The organism is archaeon (genome assembly GCA_016432545.1).
Classification (GTDB): domain Archaea; phylum Thermoproteota; class Nitrososphaeria; order Nitrososphaerales; family Gagatemarchaeaceae; genus UBA183.
The window spans coordinates 399957-415694 of sequence record CP066694.1 but is presented as its reverse complement, the minus strand read 5'-3'; the positions used below and the strand labels follow the sequence as shown (position 1 = coordinate 415694).

16 protein-coding genes are annotated in these 15738 nt (G+C 60.7%); 8 read left to right on the top strand and 8 right to left on the bottom strand.

The window, feature by feature from the left end; all coding sequences use genetic code 11:
- Position 1 precedes the first annotated feature (1 nt).
- Positions 2-3067, bottom strand: a complete 3066-nt coding sequence (locus HY247_02275; GenBank protein QQG49160.1) for a YncE family protein — start codon at positions 3065-3067, stop codon at positions 2-4.
- A 66-nt stretch (positions 3068-3133) separates the two neighbouring features.
- Positions 3134-3814 (bottom strand): hypothetical protein, encoded by a 681-nt coding sequence (locus tag HY247_02270; protein ID QQG49159.1) that lies wholly within the window; start codon positions 3812-3814, stop codon positions 3134-3136.
- Between the two features lie 79 nt (positions 3815-3893).
- On the opposite strand from HY247_02270, the gene HY247_02265 reads away from it, so the two are divergent.
- Genes HY247_02265 through HY247_02250 form a run of 4 tightly spaced genes read left to right on the top strand, consistent with a single transcriptional unit; the run spans position 3894 to position 7919 of the window.
- The gene (locus HY247_02265; GenBank protein ID QQG49158.1) at positions 3894-5816 is read left to right on the top strand and encodes a S9 family peptidase; all 1923 of its coding nucleotides are present in this window, start codon (positions 3894-3896) and stop codon (positions 5814-5816) included.
- A 6-nt stretch (positions 5817-5822) separates the two neighbouring features.
- Entirely contained in the window at positions 5823-6776 is a 954-nt protein-coding gene (locus HY247_02260; protein QQG49157.1) for a hypothetical protein, read from the top strand.
- A 24-nt stretch (positions 6777-6800) separates the two neighbouring features.
- Positions 6801-7361, top strand: a complete 561-nt coding sequence (msrA, locus tag HY247_02255; GenBank protein QQG49156.1) for a peptide-methionine (S)-S-oxide reductase MsrA — start codon at positions 6801-6803, stop codon at positions 7359-7361.
- Between the two features lie 6 nt (positions 7362-7367).
- Positions 7368-7919, top strand: coding sequence for an AAA family ATPase (locus HY247_02250; GenBank protein ID QQG49155.1), 552 nt, complete (start codon positions 7368-7370; stop codon positions 7917-7919).
- Here HY247_02250 and HY247_02245 read toward each other — a convergent pair.
- From HY247_02245 to HY247_02225, 5 genes are read right to left on the bottom strand one after another with little or no spacing between them, the layout of a single operon-like run.
- Entirely contained in the window at positions 7880-9631 is a 1752-nt protein-coding gene (locus tag HY247_02245; GenBank protein QQG49154.1) for an ATP-binding protein, read from the bottom strand. The genes HY247_02250 and HY247_02245 overlap by 40 nt on opposite strands.
- The gene (locus HY247_02240; protein ID QQG49153.1) at positions 9628-9837 is read right to left on the bottom strand and encodes a hypothetical protein; all 210 of its coding nucleotides are present in this window, start codon (positions 9835-9837) and stop codon (positions 9628-9630) included. Before HY247_02240 ends, HY247_02245 begins: the two co-directional genes overlap by 4 nt.
- Positions 9838-9857: 20 nt before the next feature.
- A complete protein-coding gene (locus tag HY247_02235) occupies positions 9858-10490 on the bottom strand; it encodes a hypothetical protein (protein QQG49152.1) in 633 nt (210 codons plus the stop codon).
- Complete coding sequence (locus HY247_02230) at positions 10490-11137, bottom strand: hypothetical protein (protein ID QQG49151.1); 648 nt, start codon at positions 11135-11137, stop codon at positions 10490-10492. The genes HY247_02235 and HY247_02230 overlap by 1 nt, the downstream gene beginning before the upstream one ends.
- Positions 11138-11184: 47 nt before the next feature.
- On the bottom strand, positions 11185-12657 hold the full coding sequence (locus HY247_02225) for a type II/IV secretion system ATPase subunit (protein ID QQG49150.1): 1473 nt from the start codon (positions 12655-12657) through the stop codon (positions 11185-11187).
- A gap of 51 nt (positions 12658-12708) precedes the next feature.
- Between HY247_02225 and HY247_02220 the strand changes: the two genes are divergently transcribed.
- From HY247_02220 to HY247_02205, 4 genes are all read left to right on the top strand, one after another.
- Positions 12709-13068: a hypothetical protein gene (locus HY247_02220; protein ID QQG49149.1), complete on the top strand. Its 360-nt coding sequence runs from the start codon at positions 12709-12711 to the stop codon at positions 13066-13068.
- 1 nt (position 13069) lies between these two features.
- Positions 13070-13444: a hypothetical protein gene (locus tag HY247_02215; protein ID QQG49148.1), complete on the top strand. Its 375-nt coding sequence runs from the start codon at positions 13070-13072 to the stop codon at positions 13442-13444.
- 96 nt (positions 13445-13540) lie between these two features.
- On the top strand, positions 13541-13903 hold the full coding sequence (locus HY247_02210; protein QQG49147.1) for a hypothetical protein: 363 nt from the start codon (positions 13541-13543) through the stop codon (positions 13901-13903).
- Positions 13882-14694 (top strand): hypothetical protein, encoded by an 813-nt coding sequence (locus tag HY247_02205; protein ID QQG49146.1) that lies wholly within the window; start codon positions 13882-13884, stop codon positions 14692-14694. The genes HY247_02210 and HY247_02205 overlap by 22 nt, the downstream gene beginning before the upstream one ends.
- Here the strand turns inward: HY247_02205 and HY247_02200 are convergent.
- Complete coding sequence (locus HY247_02200) at positions 14630-15604, bottom strand: hypothetical protein (GenBank protein QQG49145.1); 975 nt, start codon at positions 15602-15604, stop codon at positions 14630-14632. The genes HY247_02205 and HY247_02200 overlap by 65 nt on opposite strands.
- Between the last annotated feature and the right edge of the window lie 134 nt (positions 15605-15738).

The window sequence follows — 15738 nt, the reverse complement described above, 5'->3', positions numbered from 1 at the left end:
CTCAAGAAACGTCTATCTTGACAGTCCCGAAACTGGGGAGGTCGTTCAGGTCGCCAACGTAGAGCGCCTTAATCGTCGCGGTGCCCACGGCCGACCCGGTCACGTTGATTGAGCAAGCGCCCGAAACGAGCGTGCACGACTTCGTCAGGAAGACCAGCTTCCCCGTGCTGGGCCCCAGGGACCACTTCACCATCCCCGTCTTCCATAGGTAGTTCCCTGAGATGCTCGCGGTGCAGAGTGTCGAGGCTCCCGACGCAATTGAAGGCTGTGCGCATGTGACCACTACTCCCGTAGCGGCGCGCTTTATCGTGACCTTGGAGGCTCCAGAACTTACAGCGTTGTTGGAGTCCCCAGCATAGCCCGCAGCCACGCGCACCTTGCTCGCATTCCCGCCCGTCATGGTCACGGAACACTGCTGTCCAGAGAGGGAACAGGACGAGTCCGCGAAGTCGACCGAACCGAGACCCGTCTGCGACCAGTTGACAGTGCCAACGGGGGAGTATCCTTTCACCTTAGCAGTGCATGTAATGACCGTAGAGGAGGCTGCCTCTGCTCCTGAGGGCGCACACGCTACCGAAGTCTTCGTCGGATGAGGAGTGACTAGCTGCGAGAAAGATGCGCTGACCGCAGCATTCGCCGCGTCGCCGGAGTAGCTCGCCGTGATGGCGACCGGAGACCCCCCGCCCGTTGACTTGTACTTCACCGCGCAGCCACTCGCGCCGACCTTGCACGTCGTGCTCGAAAAGGAGCCTGGACCGTCGCTGGACCAAGTTACTACTCCCTTGGGCGCGATCCCGGCTAGCGTGGCCTTGCACGCCGTCTTAGACCCGACCACAACGTTGGAGGGGGAGCAGGTCACAACAAGGCTGTCCACCGAAACGCTTGCAGGCGATGATGTCGCGGAGGCCCCTGTGGAGTCGGATACAGACATCGCAAATTGCCACATGCCCACCATGGTGAGGTTCCCTGTAGTGGTCGTGGGGGCCGACGAAGTGTTACAGCCCAGTGTAAACGGGCCCCCCATGCTGCTGAATGAACCGGCCCCCGGCTGCCTCTGGAGCCACTGACACGAGTACGGGCCCGTACCACCGGAGATCGGAGAGGAGCGGGACAGGTGTGCAGGGTTAGGTGCGCTCGAGTGGGCAGAGTCAGCCATGACTGCCGCGCCGTTGAGGGCAGGGTTGACTGCGACGTCCAGTTGACTTGACTCGAGGAAAGAGACCACGAAGGACGCGTCTGACAGCCTGAGCTTGAAGTGCCATGCCCCGACTGTGAAGAGGGGACCGGACGCGGAACTGACCAGTGAACCACTTCCGCAACCTGAAGTGTACGGCGCCCCGAATGGTGCGAACGATATGTCGCCCGGCTGCTTCGCCATCCACTGGCACGAGTAGGGGGTGGTCCCGCCGGACGCGGATGAGGTCGAGTTCAGCCAGGCTCCCTGCCCCGAGTCGATTACTCCGGGACTCGCGCTGGCAGAGACGGACCCGTTGAGGGCTGGGTTTACGGCCACCGAGTCGGAGGCGCAGACGCTGCCGACAGGCGTCCCTGTGGTGCTGTCGTTTATTCTCACAGAGTAGGACGTGGGCGAGGTCAGCGCTCCCGTCGGATGGGTAGACGAGGTCTGGCCGCCCAGAGCGTTTCCATTGCTACAGCCTGTCCCCGAATACCACTGGAAGGAGTAGGGAGAGGTCCCGTGCGACGGGAGCGCGGAGAGAGTCAGAGCCTGGCCCGAGTCGATTGAAGGTGAGCCTGGAGAAACAGCCCCAGATAAGGTCGGATTCACCGTCACATGGACTATAGTGGAGTAGACCGTCTGCTCAGAGCTGGCGCTGTCATTGATCTGAAGGACAAAGTAGGTGGTGGTAGAAAGGGCCCCCGTGTCCGTCGAGCTCGAGCAGTCAGAAGAAGTGAACTGGAAGAAGTGCAGACCATCGGTCGAGTCCAGCCACTGACATGAGTACGCGGGAGTCCCCCCGGCGGGAGAACCTGAAATCGAAAGTGTGGAGTTCTGGCCCGAGTCTATCACGGCAGGGAGTACGGAGACCGATGGGGCTCGCGTGCCGAATAAGAGCTTCATGCTCGTCGAGCCTCTGTCCGCCACGAAGGCCGTGTTTGTCGACGAGTCAAAGGCAACCCCTGATGGGTTCGGGCCCGCGGCGGAGCTCGAGACGACCGTATTGCTGGAGTCGTCAATCAGGGTGACTGAGTTGTCAGTTCCGCCTGTTACGTAGACAAGCCCGTTCCCTTGGTCGAGGGCTAAGGCGCTGGGTCCTGTTCCGACTGGTATGGTCTTCACGACAGAATTGGTGGAATCGTTGATCACGGAGACCGTATTGGAGGCGGAGTTGGCTACATAGACGAGACCGTTGGAGTTGTCGGCCAGCACTGCGACCGGCTGGGACCCCACTGCGACTGTCGTCACTACCAAGAATGTGACGTCGCTTATCACGGAAACGGTGTTGGACCCTGAGTTTGCTACGTAGACGACTCCCTTGAGAGGGTCAAAGTCTGCGCCCGCCGGCCTCGTCCCTACGTTCGTGACGTGCTTGACCATGTTTGAAGTGTCGTTGAGTACCGTGACGCTGTTGGCTCCAAAATTCGCGACGAAGACGTATCCATTCGAGGTGTCGACCGCCAGGGCAGCCGGCCCGGTCCCCACCAACACGGTGCGCAACCAGGAGTGGGTTGTTCCGTTCAGGACAGTAACCGAGTTGGACCCGGAGTTGGCGACGTAGACCAGGCCGTTCGAAGGGTCGGCGGCAACTGCGGAGGGGGCCTTTCCCACTGAGGCTGTAGCCGCGACTGTGCCCGCGGTGTCGTTTACGAAAGACAGGGTACCTGCCGACGACGGCGATGAGTATGATGCCACGTCAATGCTCCCAAGAGTCGAGTCGTAGGCTACGGCCGACTGCGGGGCACCGACAAAGAGGGTCGTCTGCTGAGGCAGAGTGACGGAGGCGTGCGACGCGGGGAGACCGCCGAAAACAAGCAGTCCGAGCAGCCCCAGGAGCGCACCCACGCTCGGCGAGAGCCACTTGCGGCGCGACGGCGCGGACCGCCTCAAACCTCGTCTCGCGGGGTTCTCTTCGCTTAAAAGCCGTTCCCAGGCAAATCCAGAGCGTCGAGCGACCTAGGGGCTCAGGATCAGTTCTAGGACGCCTGAAACAACGAAGTATGAACCGAAGGTCAAGAGTACGCTCCCAGCAACGAGGTCGAGCACCGACCTCGGAAATCGAAGCAGCGACTGATAGAACGCCAATGACAGCAGCACGATCAGCACGATGCTCACCGCCGCTCCGATTATTGTCCACAGGAAGTCGAAGGTCCCCGCTGCCCCCAGGACCAGGCTCGCCTCGAATCCTTCAGTAAGGGTGATCGCGAAGACAGGCAGTGAATTTGTGAACGAGAATGGCAGCACAGAGGGTCTGTCCGCCCCATACCGCACGAAGTCTTTCTCCACGACCTCCTCCTCGACCTTGGCCATCTTGTCTTGGAACGACTTCTTCCCGAAGTAGTATTTCTTGAACCCGCGGAGGAACCTGTATGAGAAGTACAGTATCACCGCGCCGGCCGCAACGCTCACCAAGGCCTCTCCAGAAGGCAGGGCTCCTCCCAATAGGACGAACAGCTCCCTGACTCCCAGGAAGACGAGGACGGACCCTCCCGCCCCCATGAGCACCCCGAGGAGCACGTTCTCCCGTCCCAGCTGCTTGACGGTCGCAACCGCGAGGATGGCGACCTCGGTGCCTTCGATCAGGATGGCCTTGAAGGCGAGAAGGAAAGAGGCTACGACAACAACCCCGTCTGCCAAATCAGGCCGCCCGGCCTGACTCCGGATTTATCCGTTGCAGGCGCGGAAGACATAAGATTGGCGTCCTCGGCGCCGCCGCGTGCCGCGAGCCGTCGAGCCCTCGGACTTCAAGCTCTACTCCCTGCTCTCCGAGCCGAGCATCTCGCCGGACGGGAAGAAGGTCGCTTTCTCGGCCCGCAGGGCCAACCTGGAAGATGACGCCTATGACTCCGACGTCTACATCGCGGACACGAAGAAGGGCGGCGCCCAGCCCTTCACGACCGGGAAAAAGGACTCCGACCCTAAGTGGTCCCCTGACGGAAGGTCAATCCTCTTCACATCCAGGCGAGGTCTGAAGAAGGATGACAAGGGAAACGCCCTCTACGTCATCTCATCGACCGGGGGGGAGGCCCGACTCCTGCGGAGGTCCGAAGAGGGCATCGATGCCCCTACATGGTCTCACGACTCGAAGTGGGTCTACTTCCTTTCCTTCGTGACCAAGAAGCCCAAAGACGACGTCAAGGTCATCAACCGCCTCACCTTCTGGTTCAACGGACTCGGCTTCACCTACAACCGCAGAAAGCACCTGTTCCGAGTGAAGTCGCAAGGCGGGGACCCGGAGCAGCTCACCTCGGGTTCCTACGACATCAGCGCCTTCGCTCTCTCCTCCGCCGGCGGCCGGGCAGCCCTCGCCGTCTCCTCGGATGACGTCAAGCCCTACATCGCCGACATCTTCGTCCTGGACCTCAAGACAAAGCGGAGGAAGAAGCTGACAAAGGGCACGATGGCAATCGACTCTCTGGAGTGGAGCCCGGAGGGCGACCGCATAGCGTTTTCAGGGAGCGACCTCCCTTCCGGCTTCGCGTCCCACAGCAGGGTCTGGGTGACCGACCCCCGCACGAGGAAGACGTCCAAGGCCGAGGACACGGACCGAAACAAGGGGAACGGCCTCAACTCCGACGCCCGGGCCAAGTCGCATGGGCCTGCGAACCTCGTATGGACGAAAACAGGGATCTACTATGTCCAGGCGGACGGAGGCTCAGCCCATCTCTACAGGGTCAAACCTGGAGGAGAGCCCGAGCTGGTCATAGGAGGAGAACGGAGCGTGGAGGGTTTCGACGTTTCCGGCGACAAGGTCGCATTCGTCTCTATGGACGCCGAGCACTTGGAAGAGCTCTACTTACTCGGTGCCAAAGAGAAGGCTCTGACGTCCCTGAACTCGGCGGTCTACAAGGAGGTCGAGGTCAGGCACGCCAGCAAGGTCTCCTTCAAAGCTAGCGACGGAGTCGAGATCGAGGGCTGGGTGCTCCTGCCAAAGTCCAAGAAGACCATGGGCGCTGTCCTTTACGTCCATGGTGGGCCAAAGACCGCCTTCGGCTACTCGTACATGCACGAGTTCCAGGCCTTTGCAGGCGCTGGTTATGCAGTGGTCTACCTCAACCCCAGGGGCAGCGACGGGTACTCTGAGGAATTCGCGGACATCAGGGGCAGGTATGGGACCCGCGACTTCGACGATCTCATGGAGGGCCTTGACTACGTGTTGAAGAAGTATCCTAAGATAGACGGCCGGAGGGTGGCGATTGCAGGAGGCTCGTACGGAGGGTTCATGGCGAACTGGGCCGTGGGGCACACGAAGCGGTTCAAGGCCGCGGTCGCAGACAGGAGCATAGCAAACTGGTTCAGCTTCTGGGGGACCTCCGACATAGGGCCCTACTTCACACAGGACCAGGTCGGAGGAGACCCGTGGAGCGCCGAGGAGAAGCTCCTCAATGACTCACCGCTTCGCTACGTCCCGAACGTGGAGACCCCCGTGCTCCTCGTCCACTCGATGGAGGACTACCGATGCTGGATGGTCGAAGGGCTTGAATTCTTCACGGCCCTCAAGAGACACGGAAAGACAGCTGAGCTAGTCCTATTCCCTGGCGAGAGCCACGACCTCTCCAGAGTGGGGAAGCCCAAGCACAGGGTCTCGCGGCTGCGGCACTACATCCGATGGTTCGACACCTACCTCAAGAGAAAGTAGGTCCCGATGGACGACATCACCGTCGGCGTCTTCTGCGCGGATTCAGAGGCGAAGGGGAGGTTCCTCGCGGGAGTAGCAAAGAAGAGCGAGGCCGAGGGCCTTTCAGTCTTCGTCAGGTCGGAGGCTGGACGGAAGATCTCCTTCCTGGACTCGTCCGACTTCCCCGAAAAGCTCCAGGGATATGCCAGCATTGCTTCCATCGTGGACTACGCGCTCTACCTCTATCCGAGAGACAAGCTGACACCCCCGGACGGGGAGTTGGCCGTGCTCCTCGGGGCTTTCGGGCTGCCGGGGTCTCTAGTCGTCCTCGACCATTCCTCTGACCCCGAGGTTGCAAAGTCCAGCCTGAGGGGAACCGCTGTGGGAAGCTACCCGATCCTAGAGCACGACTCCGCCTCAGGAGCGATCGACCTTTCAAGCGTGGGCGCAAGGGAGACAAGCAGCCGAGGCACGCTTGTCTTCATCGACAGGGCCTTCGCGGTGAAGGGCGTCGGCACTGTCGCCCTAGGATTCGTACTCTCAGGCAAGGTCAAAGTCCACGACCAGCTCAGACCGATCCCCGGGCCGGAAGGGGCGAAGCTCGACGTAAGGAGCATCCAGGTCAGCGACCAGGACTTCGACTCTGCCGGAAGGGGCGTGCGGGTCGGGCTCTCGCTGAAAGGAATGGAGCCCAAGGAGCTGGAGAGGGCCCACTGGCTGGACGACTCCTCCACACCCCTCAGTTCGTCGCCCTCATTCTTCTTCGAGCCGGCGCCGTTCTACAGGCAGCAAGTGGAAGGGCGAGAACTGCACGTTCAACTGCCCGGGAAGATGATCTCCGCAAGGGTCGCTGCCGCTGATCAGGGGATCATGGCCGAACTCCCCTTCAGGGCCCCTGCCTGGCCGGGCATGAGAGCGTCTGTCATTGACTTGAACGGCAAGGCTCTGCGCGTAGCCGGAAGAGCCACCTGCAAGTTTTAATTCCGGCGCCTTCGGCGCCGAACTGTGTCAGGATCTGAGGTCGCGACCTTCGGAAGCGGCTGCTTCTGGTGCTCGGAAGCCGTCTTCTCGGAGCTCGAAGGAGTGTCAAAGGTCGAGCCCGGCTACTCCGGCGGCTCGGTCCCCAACCCGACCTATGAGCAGGTTTGCACGGAAACTACCGGACACGCTGAGGTCGCCCAGGTGACCTTCGACCCGTCAGCAGTCAGCTACAGGGAGCTGCTGGAGGTCTTCTTCTCCACTCACGACCCCACAACCCTCAACAGACAGGGGGCGGACGAGGGGGCCCAGTACCGGTCGGTCATCTTCTATTCGAGCCCGGGGCAGAAGGCGGAAGCCGAGGCGATAATCAAGGAGCTCAAGGACGAGAAGGTCTACAGGAGCCCGATCGTCACCCAGGTCGTCCAGCTCGAGGCGTTCTATCCCGCAGAGGACTATCACAAGGACTACTTCCGCAGGAACTCGAGCAAGCCCTATTGCCAGGTGGTCATAGCGCCCAAGCTAGCCAAGTTCAGGGCCCACTTCCAGACGAAATTGAAGAAGCAGGCACCAGCCACAAAGCTCTGATCACAGGTGCCGCCCCGCCAAGGCGTAGTAACAGGGATCACTGGTACGCCAGGCACTGGGAAGAAGACGATGTCGGCTCTGGTCTCGAGGAGGCTGGGAGTGCGATGCGTTTCGATTGAAGAGGTCGCCAGGAAGCATGGTCTCATTGACCGAGACTCGCGCGTGGACACCAAGGCCCTCAGAGTCAAGCTGGCTACCTGGACCGAGCCATCAGTTCTTTACGGGCACCTGCTCCCGCAGGTCTTGCCAAAGGCAGTGGCCAAGAGCGTGGTGGTCCTGAGGTGCGATCCCACAGTTCTGAAAGAGAGGCTGAGTGCCCGCGGCTACCCTGCCGCGAAGGTCAGAGCTAACGTCGAAGCGGAGCTGATCGGGCTCATCTCAGCCGACTCGTTGCGGGCATTTGGAAAGGCTACGACCCTTGAGCTGGACACCACCGAGTCAGAGCCTTCGTCCCTTCTGCGTTACTTCGAAGAGCCTCACCGCGCAAGGCCGGGCCCTCTCATTGACTGGACGCTTTCCTACGCCTCTTCAAGGAAATTGCGCTCCCTTCTCAGCTGACCAGATGTCGGCTCAAGTCTTACCTGGACCAGCATCGAACTTGGGATCCTCGAAACGCTCACGACAGCCTCGCCGACCTCAAGCTTCGCAAGATGCGCCCTCTGGTGCTTGTCCAGGCCCATCGAGTCTCCGACCAGTGATATGTCGTCGGGCCAGTCTACCCGGTGGACTATCTTGGTGCCCGAGTTCTTGATGAGCTCGGACGCGACCTGCGTTGGGAACTGCGCTACAAACAGCATGTCCTCGCCGAACTTTCTCAGCTCCGAAATCATTCTCTCGCCCACGCTGGGTGGATCCTCGGCCCTCCTTGCAGGCGCGACGTTCCTCGCCTCCTCGACCACAGTGAGATGCTGCTGCGAGTCCCTTCCTTTGACTCGCTCCTCATAGATCATCTTGAGTACGATGTCGCAGAAAACTGCACGCGTCTGAATGTCCCGTAGCTGGGCCAGTTCGATCACGACCGGCTCTCTCATTAGTTCTCCTATGGTCACCATCCCAGGGCCGCCCAGGGCCCTCCCCGCCTGCCCCTGGGTCAGGGGAGCGAGCCTCCGGAGGAGCGCCACCTTGGTCTCATTGTCGTACGCTGACCTCAGCGGATAGGCTTCTATCGTCCGCACGAGGGAAGAGAGCGTCGGCACCTCCTCACCATCTCTCTCGCTCAGCCTTCTCTGGAGCGCGTTGCGGAACATGTACGCCTGTGGGTGGGTGAAGTGGTAGATGTCCGAAAAGATGTCGGAGACCATGGCCATGTGCTCCACCGGATCGGTGTGGGGTCCGGGCTCCAGAGGGTTCAATGAGAACGAGTCAGTCCCCGGAGAGACGACCCTACCGCGCACGCCGGCAACCGACTGGGAGTACTCGCTGTGCCAGTCTAGGACCATCACGGGGAGGCCCGCCTGGGCTGCCTGCCTGACGATCGTGCTTGCAGTGGTCGACTTCCCGCTGCCAGTCATCCCGAGTATCGACGTGTGGCGTTTTAGGTCATCGAGTTGGAGTCTGAACTCGTGGAGCCTGGCTCCGCCCGATCTGACCGACCCCAACAGGAGCCCGTCCCTTCCGGACTCGGTAAGGTTGGGAACGTAGAAGGAAGGCGAGGCGTCGGTGGTGCCAATGGAGGGGCCCGGCGCTTCAAATGAGCAGAGTTCGCTCCCTGTCCCGGTGTTGCCCAACTGCGGCAAGTCCCTGGTGCCGGGGAGAAGAAGACGCCTCACATAACCGACCAACTCAGCCCTCTGCAGACGCTCGATCTGGGAGTTAGGCATGGCGACCGCAAGCGTCGCACACAGAATGTTTGAGCTCTGTTCGATCGAGCTCAGAAGCTGCTTGGAGTCGTTCGACTTTCCATCAAGCCAAGTCCCTACCACTAGGTCGAACTCTAAGACCGGCGCGCCATCACGCCCCTGTTCCCCCTTCGTCATCATCAGGTTGTAGACGAACGGGACGCCAGCACGATGTAGGCCTTCGAAGAGGCCCCTCATTCTCTGTTGTTGCACCGTGGACCTGATGGCCGAATTGTAGTCGAGCTTCGGGTCCTCCGCAGGCTCTGGGACCCTCACCCTCACGAAGGCACTAAGCCGGATTCTCGACCCTTGGCCCACTGCAACGAACGCACCGCCCAGGATGTTGATTCCGTCGATCCTTATGCTGTCGCTTGGCCTTATTGCCCATGCCAGCTCCGACGCGACATGCCTTCTTCCAAGCAGAGGCCTCACCAGTGGAACGCCGAACCGAAGATGCTGCCCAGCGAACTAGAGATGGTGTTCCAGACGCTGGCTGTGAAGTCAGAAGCTTGCTTGAGAATCGACTCGATCCCTCCAACCAGGAGAGAGAGGGCCACCAGTGCCACCGAGAGCAGGAGCGCCTCTTCGATCAGCTGTGCCCCTCTGCGCCTCTTTTGGAGGCCCCGTAGGCCGGTCATTGACGGAAGAGCCTTGATTCCTATTTAACTGCCCAAGGAATTGTTGGAGCCACAGTCGAAATCGGCGCCGCGAGGAGGGCTACAGAAGCGAACGTGACCGTCGTAATGCACACGCTGACGATGAACTTCTTACCTGAAACAAACGCCCCGAGGAACGCGGAACCGATGGTCGCCAGCGCGAACGCACCCAAGAGTATCGATGCGGGGTCGGGCCGAGACGCCTGTCCGTGAAGGTCAAGCGAGCTCACAACCGGTCCAAGGCTGGCGATCATGGCAGTCACTGCCCCGATGACCCCCGACGCGATGGCGCTCCTGAACACCATCACCCTGGACTCGAGTCTTGCGTTCTCCTTGGCCTTGAGCCACCTCTCCACCGTTGCGGCGAGCCCCTTCGCGCTCTCTGCTACAAGCGGCACGCTCGACACCTCGGCAGTAGAGATCAGCGACAACATCGTCGAGACCTCATGCCCGCCCCCAAGGACGCCCCAAAGAGCGCCCTGGTATGGGTGCCCCAACAGGACTTCCCTCGCCGCAGCCTCCCCTCTCCGTGATCGGCCGAGCTCTGCTACGACCGACGCCCCTATCCCCCTCCCTGAAGCGGCCATCTCCAGGACCTTCCTGAGCGACCTGACCAGCTCAAGGTCCGGGTCCATCAGGCTCGCCGCAACCCTGTGGAGCACAGATGCAACGCAAGGTCCAATGTCACGACCTCTGTTGCCACTAGGGCGCTGACAATCAGCGGGCTCCACTCCCCAGAGAAGAGTGCGAAAAGCAACAGAAGGATCGGCGTAAAGAAGCAGGCAGCCATGAGTATTGGGAACTTCGTCTCCTGCGACAGGGCGCCCATGTTCTCTAATCCTTGAACCTCTTCACCTCCCTCAGGGGTGCCGACCAGGGAGTGCTCTGCTACGGACCTCAGTGCGTTCGCCGCGGAGTAGGAGGCTAACATCGCAGCCGGGCCGCGCACAGACTCGACCGGGCTCCTCCCCAGGAGTATGTCTCTTCCTGCATGTCGGACTGCAGATTGCACCCCTTGGTCGCGGGGGTGAACGGTGAGAATCGTCCTGGAGCGTGACCCAGTCGCTTGGAGAAGGGAGGCTGTCGATGCTGTAAGAAGCACCGCCTCCCTCGCTTGCGATAGAGCCTGGACCTCGAGGAGGCGCCTTGGCGTCGTCACCACGATGTAGAAGACGGTCGCCCCCACGGCAAGGGCTGCGCCGTAGGCCGTCTCCCCAAGCGGAAGGCGTGAAAGAGCCCAGAACCCTATCGAGGCCGATGCGGAGGCCGCTGACGCGATCACTCCAAGTCTTACACGGTCCAACCCGAATTGTTCGAGTGCTGACTGGGTCATTGGGCGAGTGGCCTGGCTGGGACGAGGGACCGCTCTACCTCCCGCGCCCGGTCCTGAAACCGGCTCCATGCAGATTCGATTCCGAGGTCCGGAACCGACACTTCGGAGATCTTTCTAAGGGAGCCCTCCCGGTCCCGGACGAAAGCGTCCCTGACCCTCAACGTCCCTTGTTGTTGGACCAACTGACAGATGCGGTGGACCATTCTCCGCGACCCCAATCTGTCGGGCCTAGACATCTGGACCAGGAGCCCAAGGTCCAACAGGCTCTCCTGCGAGACATGATGAGCGGTTGTCCAGCGCCTGAGGGCCTGTTCGACCGTCGTGGCATGAAAAGTCTGCATCCCTCTCGCTCCCGCGGATAAGGAGTGAAAGAAGGCCCTGCTATGTTCCTCCGACTGTATCTCGCTCAGGACGACTATGTCCGGGGACCGGTGTAGCACTTTCACGATTTCTAGCTCCTTCGTCCTCTCCCTCGCGCCCGATCTGTCGAAAGGGTCGACCTTGAGCTTCAGCTGGTGGTACCCGAGCGCCAGGAGGTCCCGAGTCTCTACTGCGTCTTCGATGTACACCCTCCTGAGCCGGGGGTTCACCATCTCATCCAGGGCGTTGAGGAGCGTCGTCTTCCCTGTGCCGGTCTCCCCGATGATTGTGACGTTGCCTCCCGCTTCGAGCCAGGCGACTAGAATTGCCGCAGAGTCGGCGCCTATAGCGCCCATTTCCACGAGGCGATCGAGGGACATCGAAGTCAGGTTCAATCTTCTCACGTCAAGGGCGAACCTGTTGACAGAGATGGGCTCGAGGTCGATCGAGACCCTGAGCTTTGCCCCGCTCACGTCGAAGTCGTTCTTTATTGACGGATTCCGGAAGTCGAGCGAGTAGCCGCTGAACGTGTCTGAATGCGTCTGAAGCGCCGCCCTCTCCCTCTCCGTCAGGGAGATGGAGGTCTCCAGTCGTCCTGAGACGGAGTGGTCCAGATACAACGGGGATGCGTCCGAGTCCGTGTAGAACTCTGTCACGTGTTCGTCCTTGGCCAACGCAAGAATCCTCGAGAGGCCCACCGCTTCGTACGCGCACAGCTCGGCTAGCGCCTTCGTGTGTCCACCAGACATGAACCCGCCAAGACTCGTAGCCGCCGCCTGGCTGAGCACTCCTATCAGCCGCACGAAGGTCAGTGGTATCACGTCAGCGGGGTCCAGTCCTTCTGATGTCCTTGAGACCACCCCGCGCAGAGCCGCCACTTCTTGGTCGCTTATCGAGTGGGCGATGCTGTACATTGGTCGGCCCCTCGAGGACTGCACGAAGTATGCAAAGGGATAGGCCTCGTAGGCGGGGCCATCTGCCCCCCTCGGTTCAAGAAGCTCTATGAGAAGCGGTGGGGGCTCGGCAGACCGCCTTGGCTTGGCCGCCATCGCCAGGAGGAGCCTTTCGAACCTGCCTAGCACCAGAATCGCTTGTTGAGGACTGACCACAATAAAACTGCCAACCTTGGGCGTTAAATTTCGAAAGCGCCTCGGATGCAGATGGCCGAGATCGTCGAGTACGCGTTGGTAATTACGGCGTCGATGCTCCTAGTCGGGGGGTCGGCTGTGGTGTACTCTACCTACCAAGAGTACCTAGTTTCCCTCCAGGCCAGGGCATCTTTCGCGGCGCTGGTGACGAGCGCCGATGAGGCGCTGGTCAACGGTTCTACTACCTCCTCCCTCTACTTTCCTACAGGGACTCTACAGTGCCTGGAAGGAAACCTCTCATTTTCCTCGGCGTCTGGGAGCTTCTCGTCTGCTGTGCCGGCTGACTGCAACTTCTCCCTACTGTTGGGAGGTGGGACCAAGACGTATCGATTCGTGTCGAACCCGCCTTCCCTGGAACTCGGGGTGGGGTAGATTGCCCGCAACATCGGTCTCCTCTATCACCTCCTGGGGGGCATACTTCATGGCCGCGATGGCCCTCTTGTTCGTCATGACGCCAGTTCTGGATGGCGTTCGGAGGGGAAGCGACTTCGGGGTCGAAGTCAGACACCTGGAAGGCGTCAGCGCCCTCCTTCGTTCTCTGACGCCAGGCGTAGTCGCACACCTTTGGTATGGTTCCCCCGGAGATCCTGGGGCCATCGTCATCTCTGGCTCTACGATCTTCTATGAGGCGACGCACCAAGGCCCTTCAGAACAACTGGGAGTCCCTGCAAGGGACGCTGTGATCTATCCAGGGGTCCCATACGTTGCGCAGTTGGTTGCCGGGTACGTGGTGATCGCGCCTGGTTGAATTCGAGAGCTTCCTGGACATCGGTCTTATGATAGGGATGGTCCTTCCGTTGGGTCTACTGGCCTCAGCGGTCGTTCTTTCGGGTGCGGTCCCCCCGTGAAATTCCTCGACCTTGGCGTAGCTGCGGTGATCGCCACTTCATCGTTCCTCTTCATCCTTGCCACGAGCCCCACGCCTTGGGACAGGTCCTCTTCCCATGAGCTCCAGGTATCGAAAGCTAGAGACGCCCTCACAGCCAGGATATCCGATGCAGGGCTCTTCCAGCTGAGTGAAGACGCCCTCGTCGGCCTCTGCTCAGTCCAGGCAGCGCTATCAAGCCCTTCGCTTGCAGTGACGGTCAGCTCCGCCACATCCACGTGCGGACCCTCGCCACGCCCGGGGACGCCGTTCGCGGAGGTCGAGTTGCAGCTCGGACACGAGTTACTCGAGGTCAGGGGATGGGATCCAGACAAGGCCTAGCGGCGACGCTGACCGCTCTGTTCGTCTTCTCTTCCCTCGCAGTTGCGAATGTCGCCATGTTGGCAGCCGCGCAGGAGCGAGAACGCCTAACGTTTGCGGCTGACGCGGCCAGCAAGCTCCACGACGATAATCGGATCCTCGAGGGTGGAGTCGCTCTCGGTGCCCTCGGTGAGCTAGAAGCGAAGCTTTCAGGCTCAAGTTTCGACTGTACGGAGGCCCCGGACCAGATAGGCGCAGCCGTGAAGGGCTTGAATTCGACGGGATCCCTGGGGGCCGTTGCAGTGTCCGAGAACTTCACGGTCGCCCCGGAGGGGGCTCATCAGGACCAAGACAGGATTCTCAGCCCGTTCAATGGTTCTCGCGCAGGGGACCTCGGCATCGAAATCGTCACAAAGTCCATGGGGAGTTATCCCTCCGTCGGAGTCCATCTCCTGAACGAGGAGCGACACTTCGCCTCGATTCCTGTCAGGGTCTCCAGCTTGATTCGCTTCTGCCTCTCAGCAGTGAGCTCAATGCGTCTCTTTCTCTCAGGCGTCGAAGTCACTGACTGCACTCTCAAAGAGGTTGGCCGAGCCTCGGCCCCAGAGACTGACGTGCTCCGGAGTCAGGCTTTGGCCATCGGCTTCGAGTACTCGTTCCACTTCAGGATGCTATCGCAGCAACCCTGTTTAGTTTCCTACCTGACCTCCGTCTCTCAACAATCGGTTCCGGGCCCGACGGGTCCTTTCAGCTTCGAAGCCTCGGAGCGGGGTACGGTTCTGGTCTCTTCGACTTCAACGGTCCCTGGCTGAAGATCTCTCGATACTGCTCGCGCACCGTGTACTCCGCCGTATCGCCGACTGCAGCCAAGTCTCTCTGGGTGAGCATCCTCTGTCGCCCTTGCTTCTGCGCTAGCGCCACTTCGGCCGCGTAGACCGCTGTCGCAGCTAGCGCGCACGGGTTGTGCCCGGCGATGAGGGCTTCGTCCACCGAAGTGATGATGGCGAGCGCTTCGCTCCGGAGCTGATTCTGATACCCTGTTATGCTGACGCCCTTGGCATCGAGCGCTCTGCAGAGCTTCGGGTCCAGAGAGAGCTTTGCTATCACTCTCGAAAGGTAGTGCTCGGGTCTGCGCGGGGCCAGCCTTACGGGCGAATCAATCGAGAGCTTGATTATCGATGATGCCTTTACCTTGCGCCCCAAGCTCCGATAGACATCCACGATCTCCCTCACGCTCACCGACGTGACCCCCTCGATCCTGCAAGCCGCAATCAGCGCGTACGCGGAGACCGCAGCCAGGGGCGCCCCAGTCGACGACTGCCTAGCATTGATGACTTTTCTCATCACAGAGACCGACTGAGCCAACACGACCTCCGGCAGTGACAACTTTTCGCTTACCCTCTCGGCCAGTTTGGCGCAGAAGTAGACAGCCGAGTCTTCCCTGTCGAGATGGTCGGAGATCGTCTTGAGATAGGTGACCTTCGAACTCTCGCCGGAGACTCCCTTTGAACGAAGGTCCCGTCTGCGCGGCTCGAGAGGCCCCAAGTAGCTCCCAAGCGCCTGCTTTGCGAGGGCCGACCCCATCGTTGGTCGAGTCGCCTTCACTTCAATGACGGCCTTCTCTGTTACTATTCCGCACTCCGGACAGACAAGCTCGTCTCCTGCGTCCACCAAGGTCCTCGAACAGTCCACGCACTTGGAGTCGAAGTCGAAATCCTGCATGCGGGCCAAGGGGGTACTCGTGATTATCTGCAAGCAGCGACACGCGAATACCCGGGACCGCTATCAACGGCGGACCGACGTGACTGCCATGTAGTGGGGAGGGAGTCCCGTCTCGGAACGTGAAGTTCCCAAGA

What these genes read in the sequence shown, in the direction of transcription:
- HY247_02260 (QQG49157.1), top strand. Translation starts at nt 5,823, where the DNA reads ATGGACGACATCACCGTCGGCGTCTTCTGCGCGGATTCAGAGGCGAAG.
- HY247_02240 (QQG49153.1), bottom strand. Translation starts at nt 9,837, where the DNA reads ATGACCGGCCTACGGGGCCTCCAAAAGAGGCGCAGAGGGGCACAGCTG.
- HY247_02235 (QQG49152.1), bottom strand. Translation starts at nt 10,490, where the DNA reads ATGGACCCGGACCTTGAGCTGGTCAGGTCGCTCAGGAAGGTCCTGGAG.
- HY247_02220 (QQG49149.1), top strand. Translation starts at nt 12,709, where the DNA reads ATGGCCGAGATCGTCGAGTACGCGTTGGTAATTACGGCGTCGATGCTC.
- HY247_02205 (QQG49146.1), top strand. Translation starts at nt 13,882, where the DNA reads ATGGGATCCAGACAAGGCCTAGCGGCGACGCTGACCGCTCTGTTCGTC.
- HY247_02200 (QQG49145.1), bottom strand. Translation starts at nt 15,604, where the DNA reads ATGCAGGATTTCGACTTCGACTCCAAGTGCGTGGACTGTTCGAGGACC.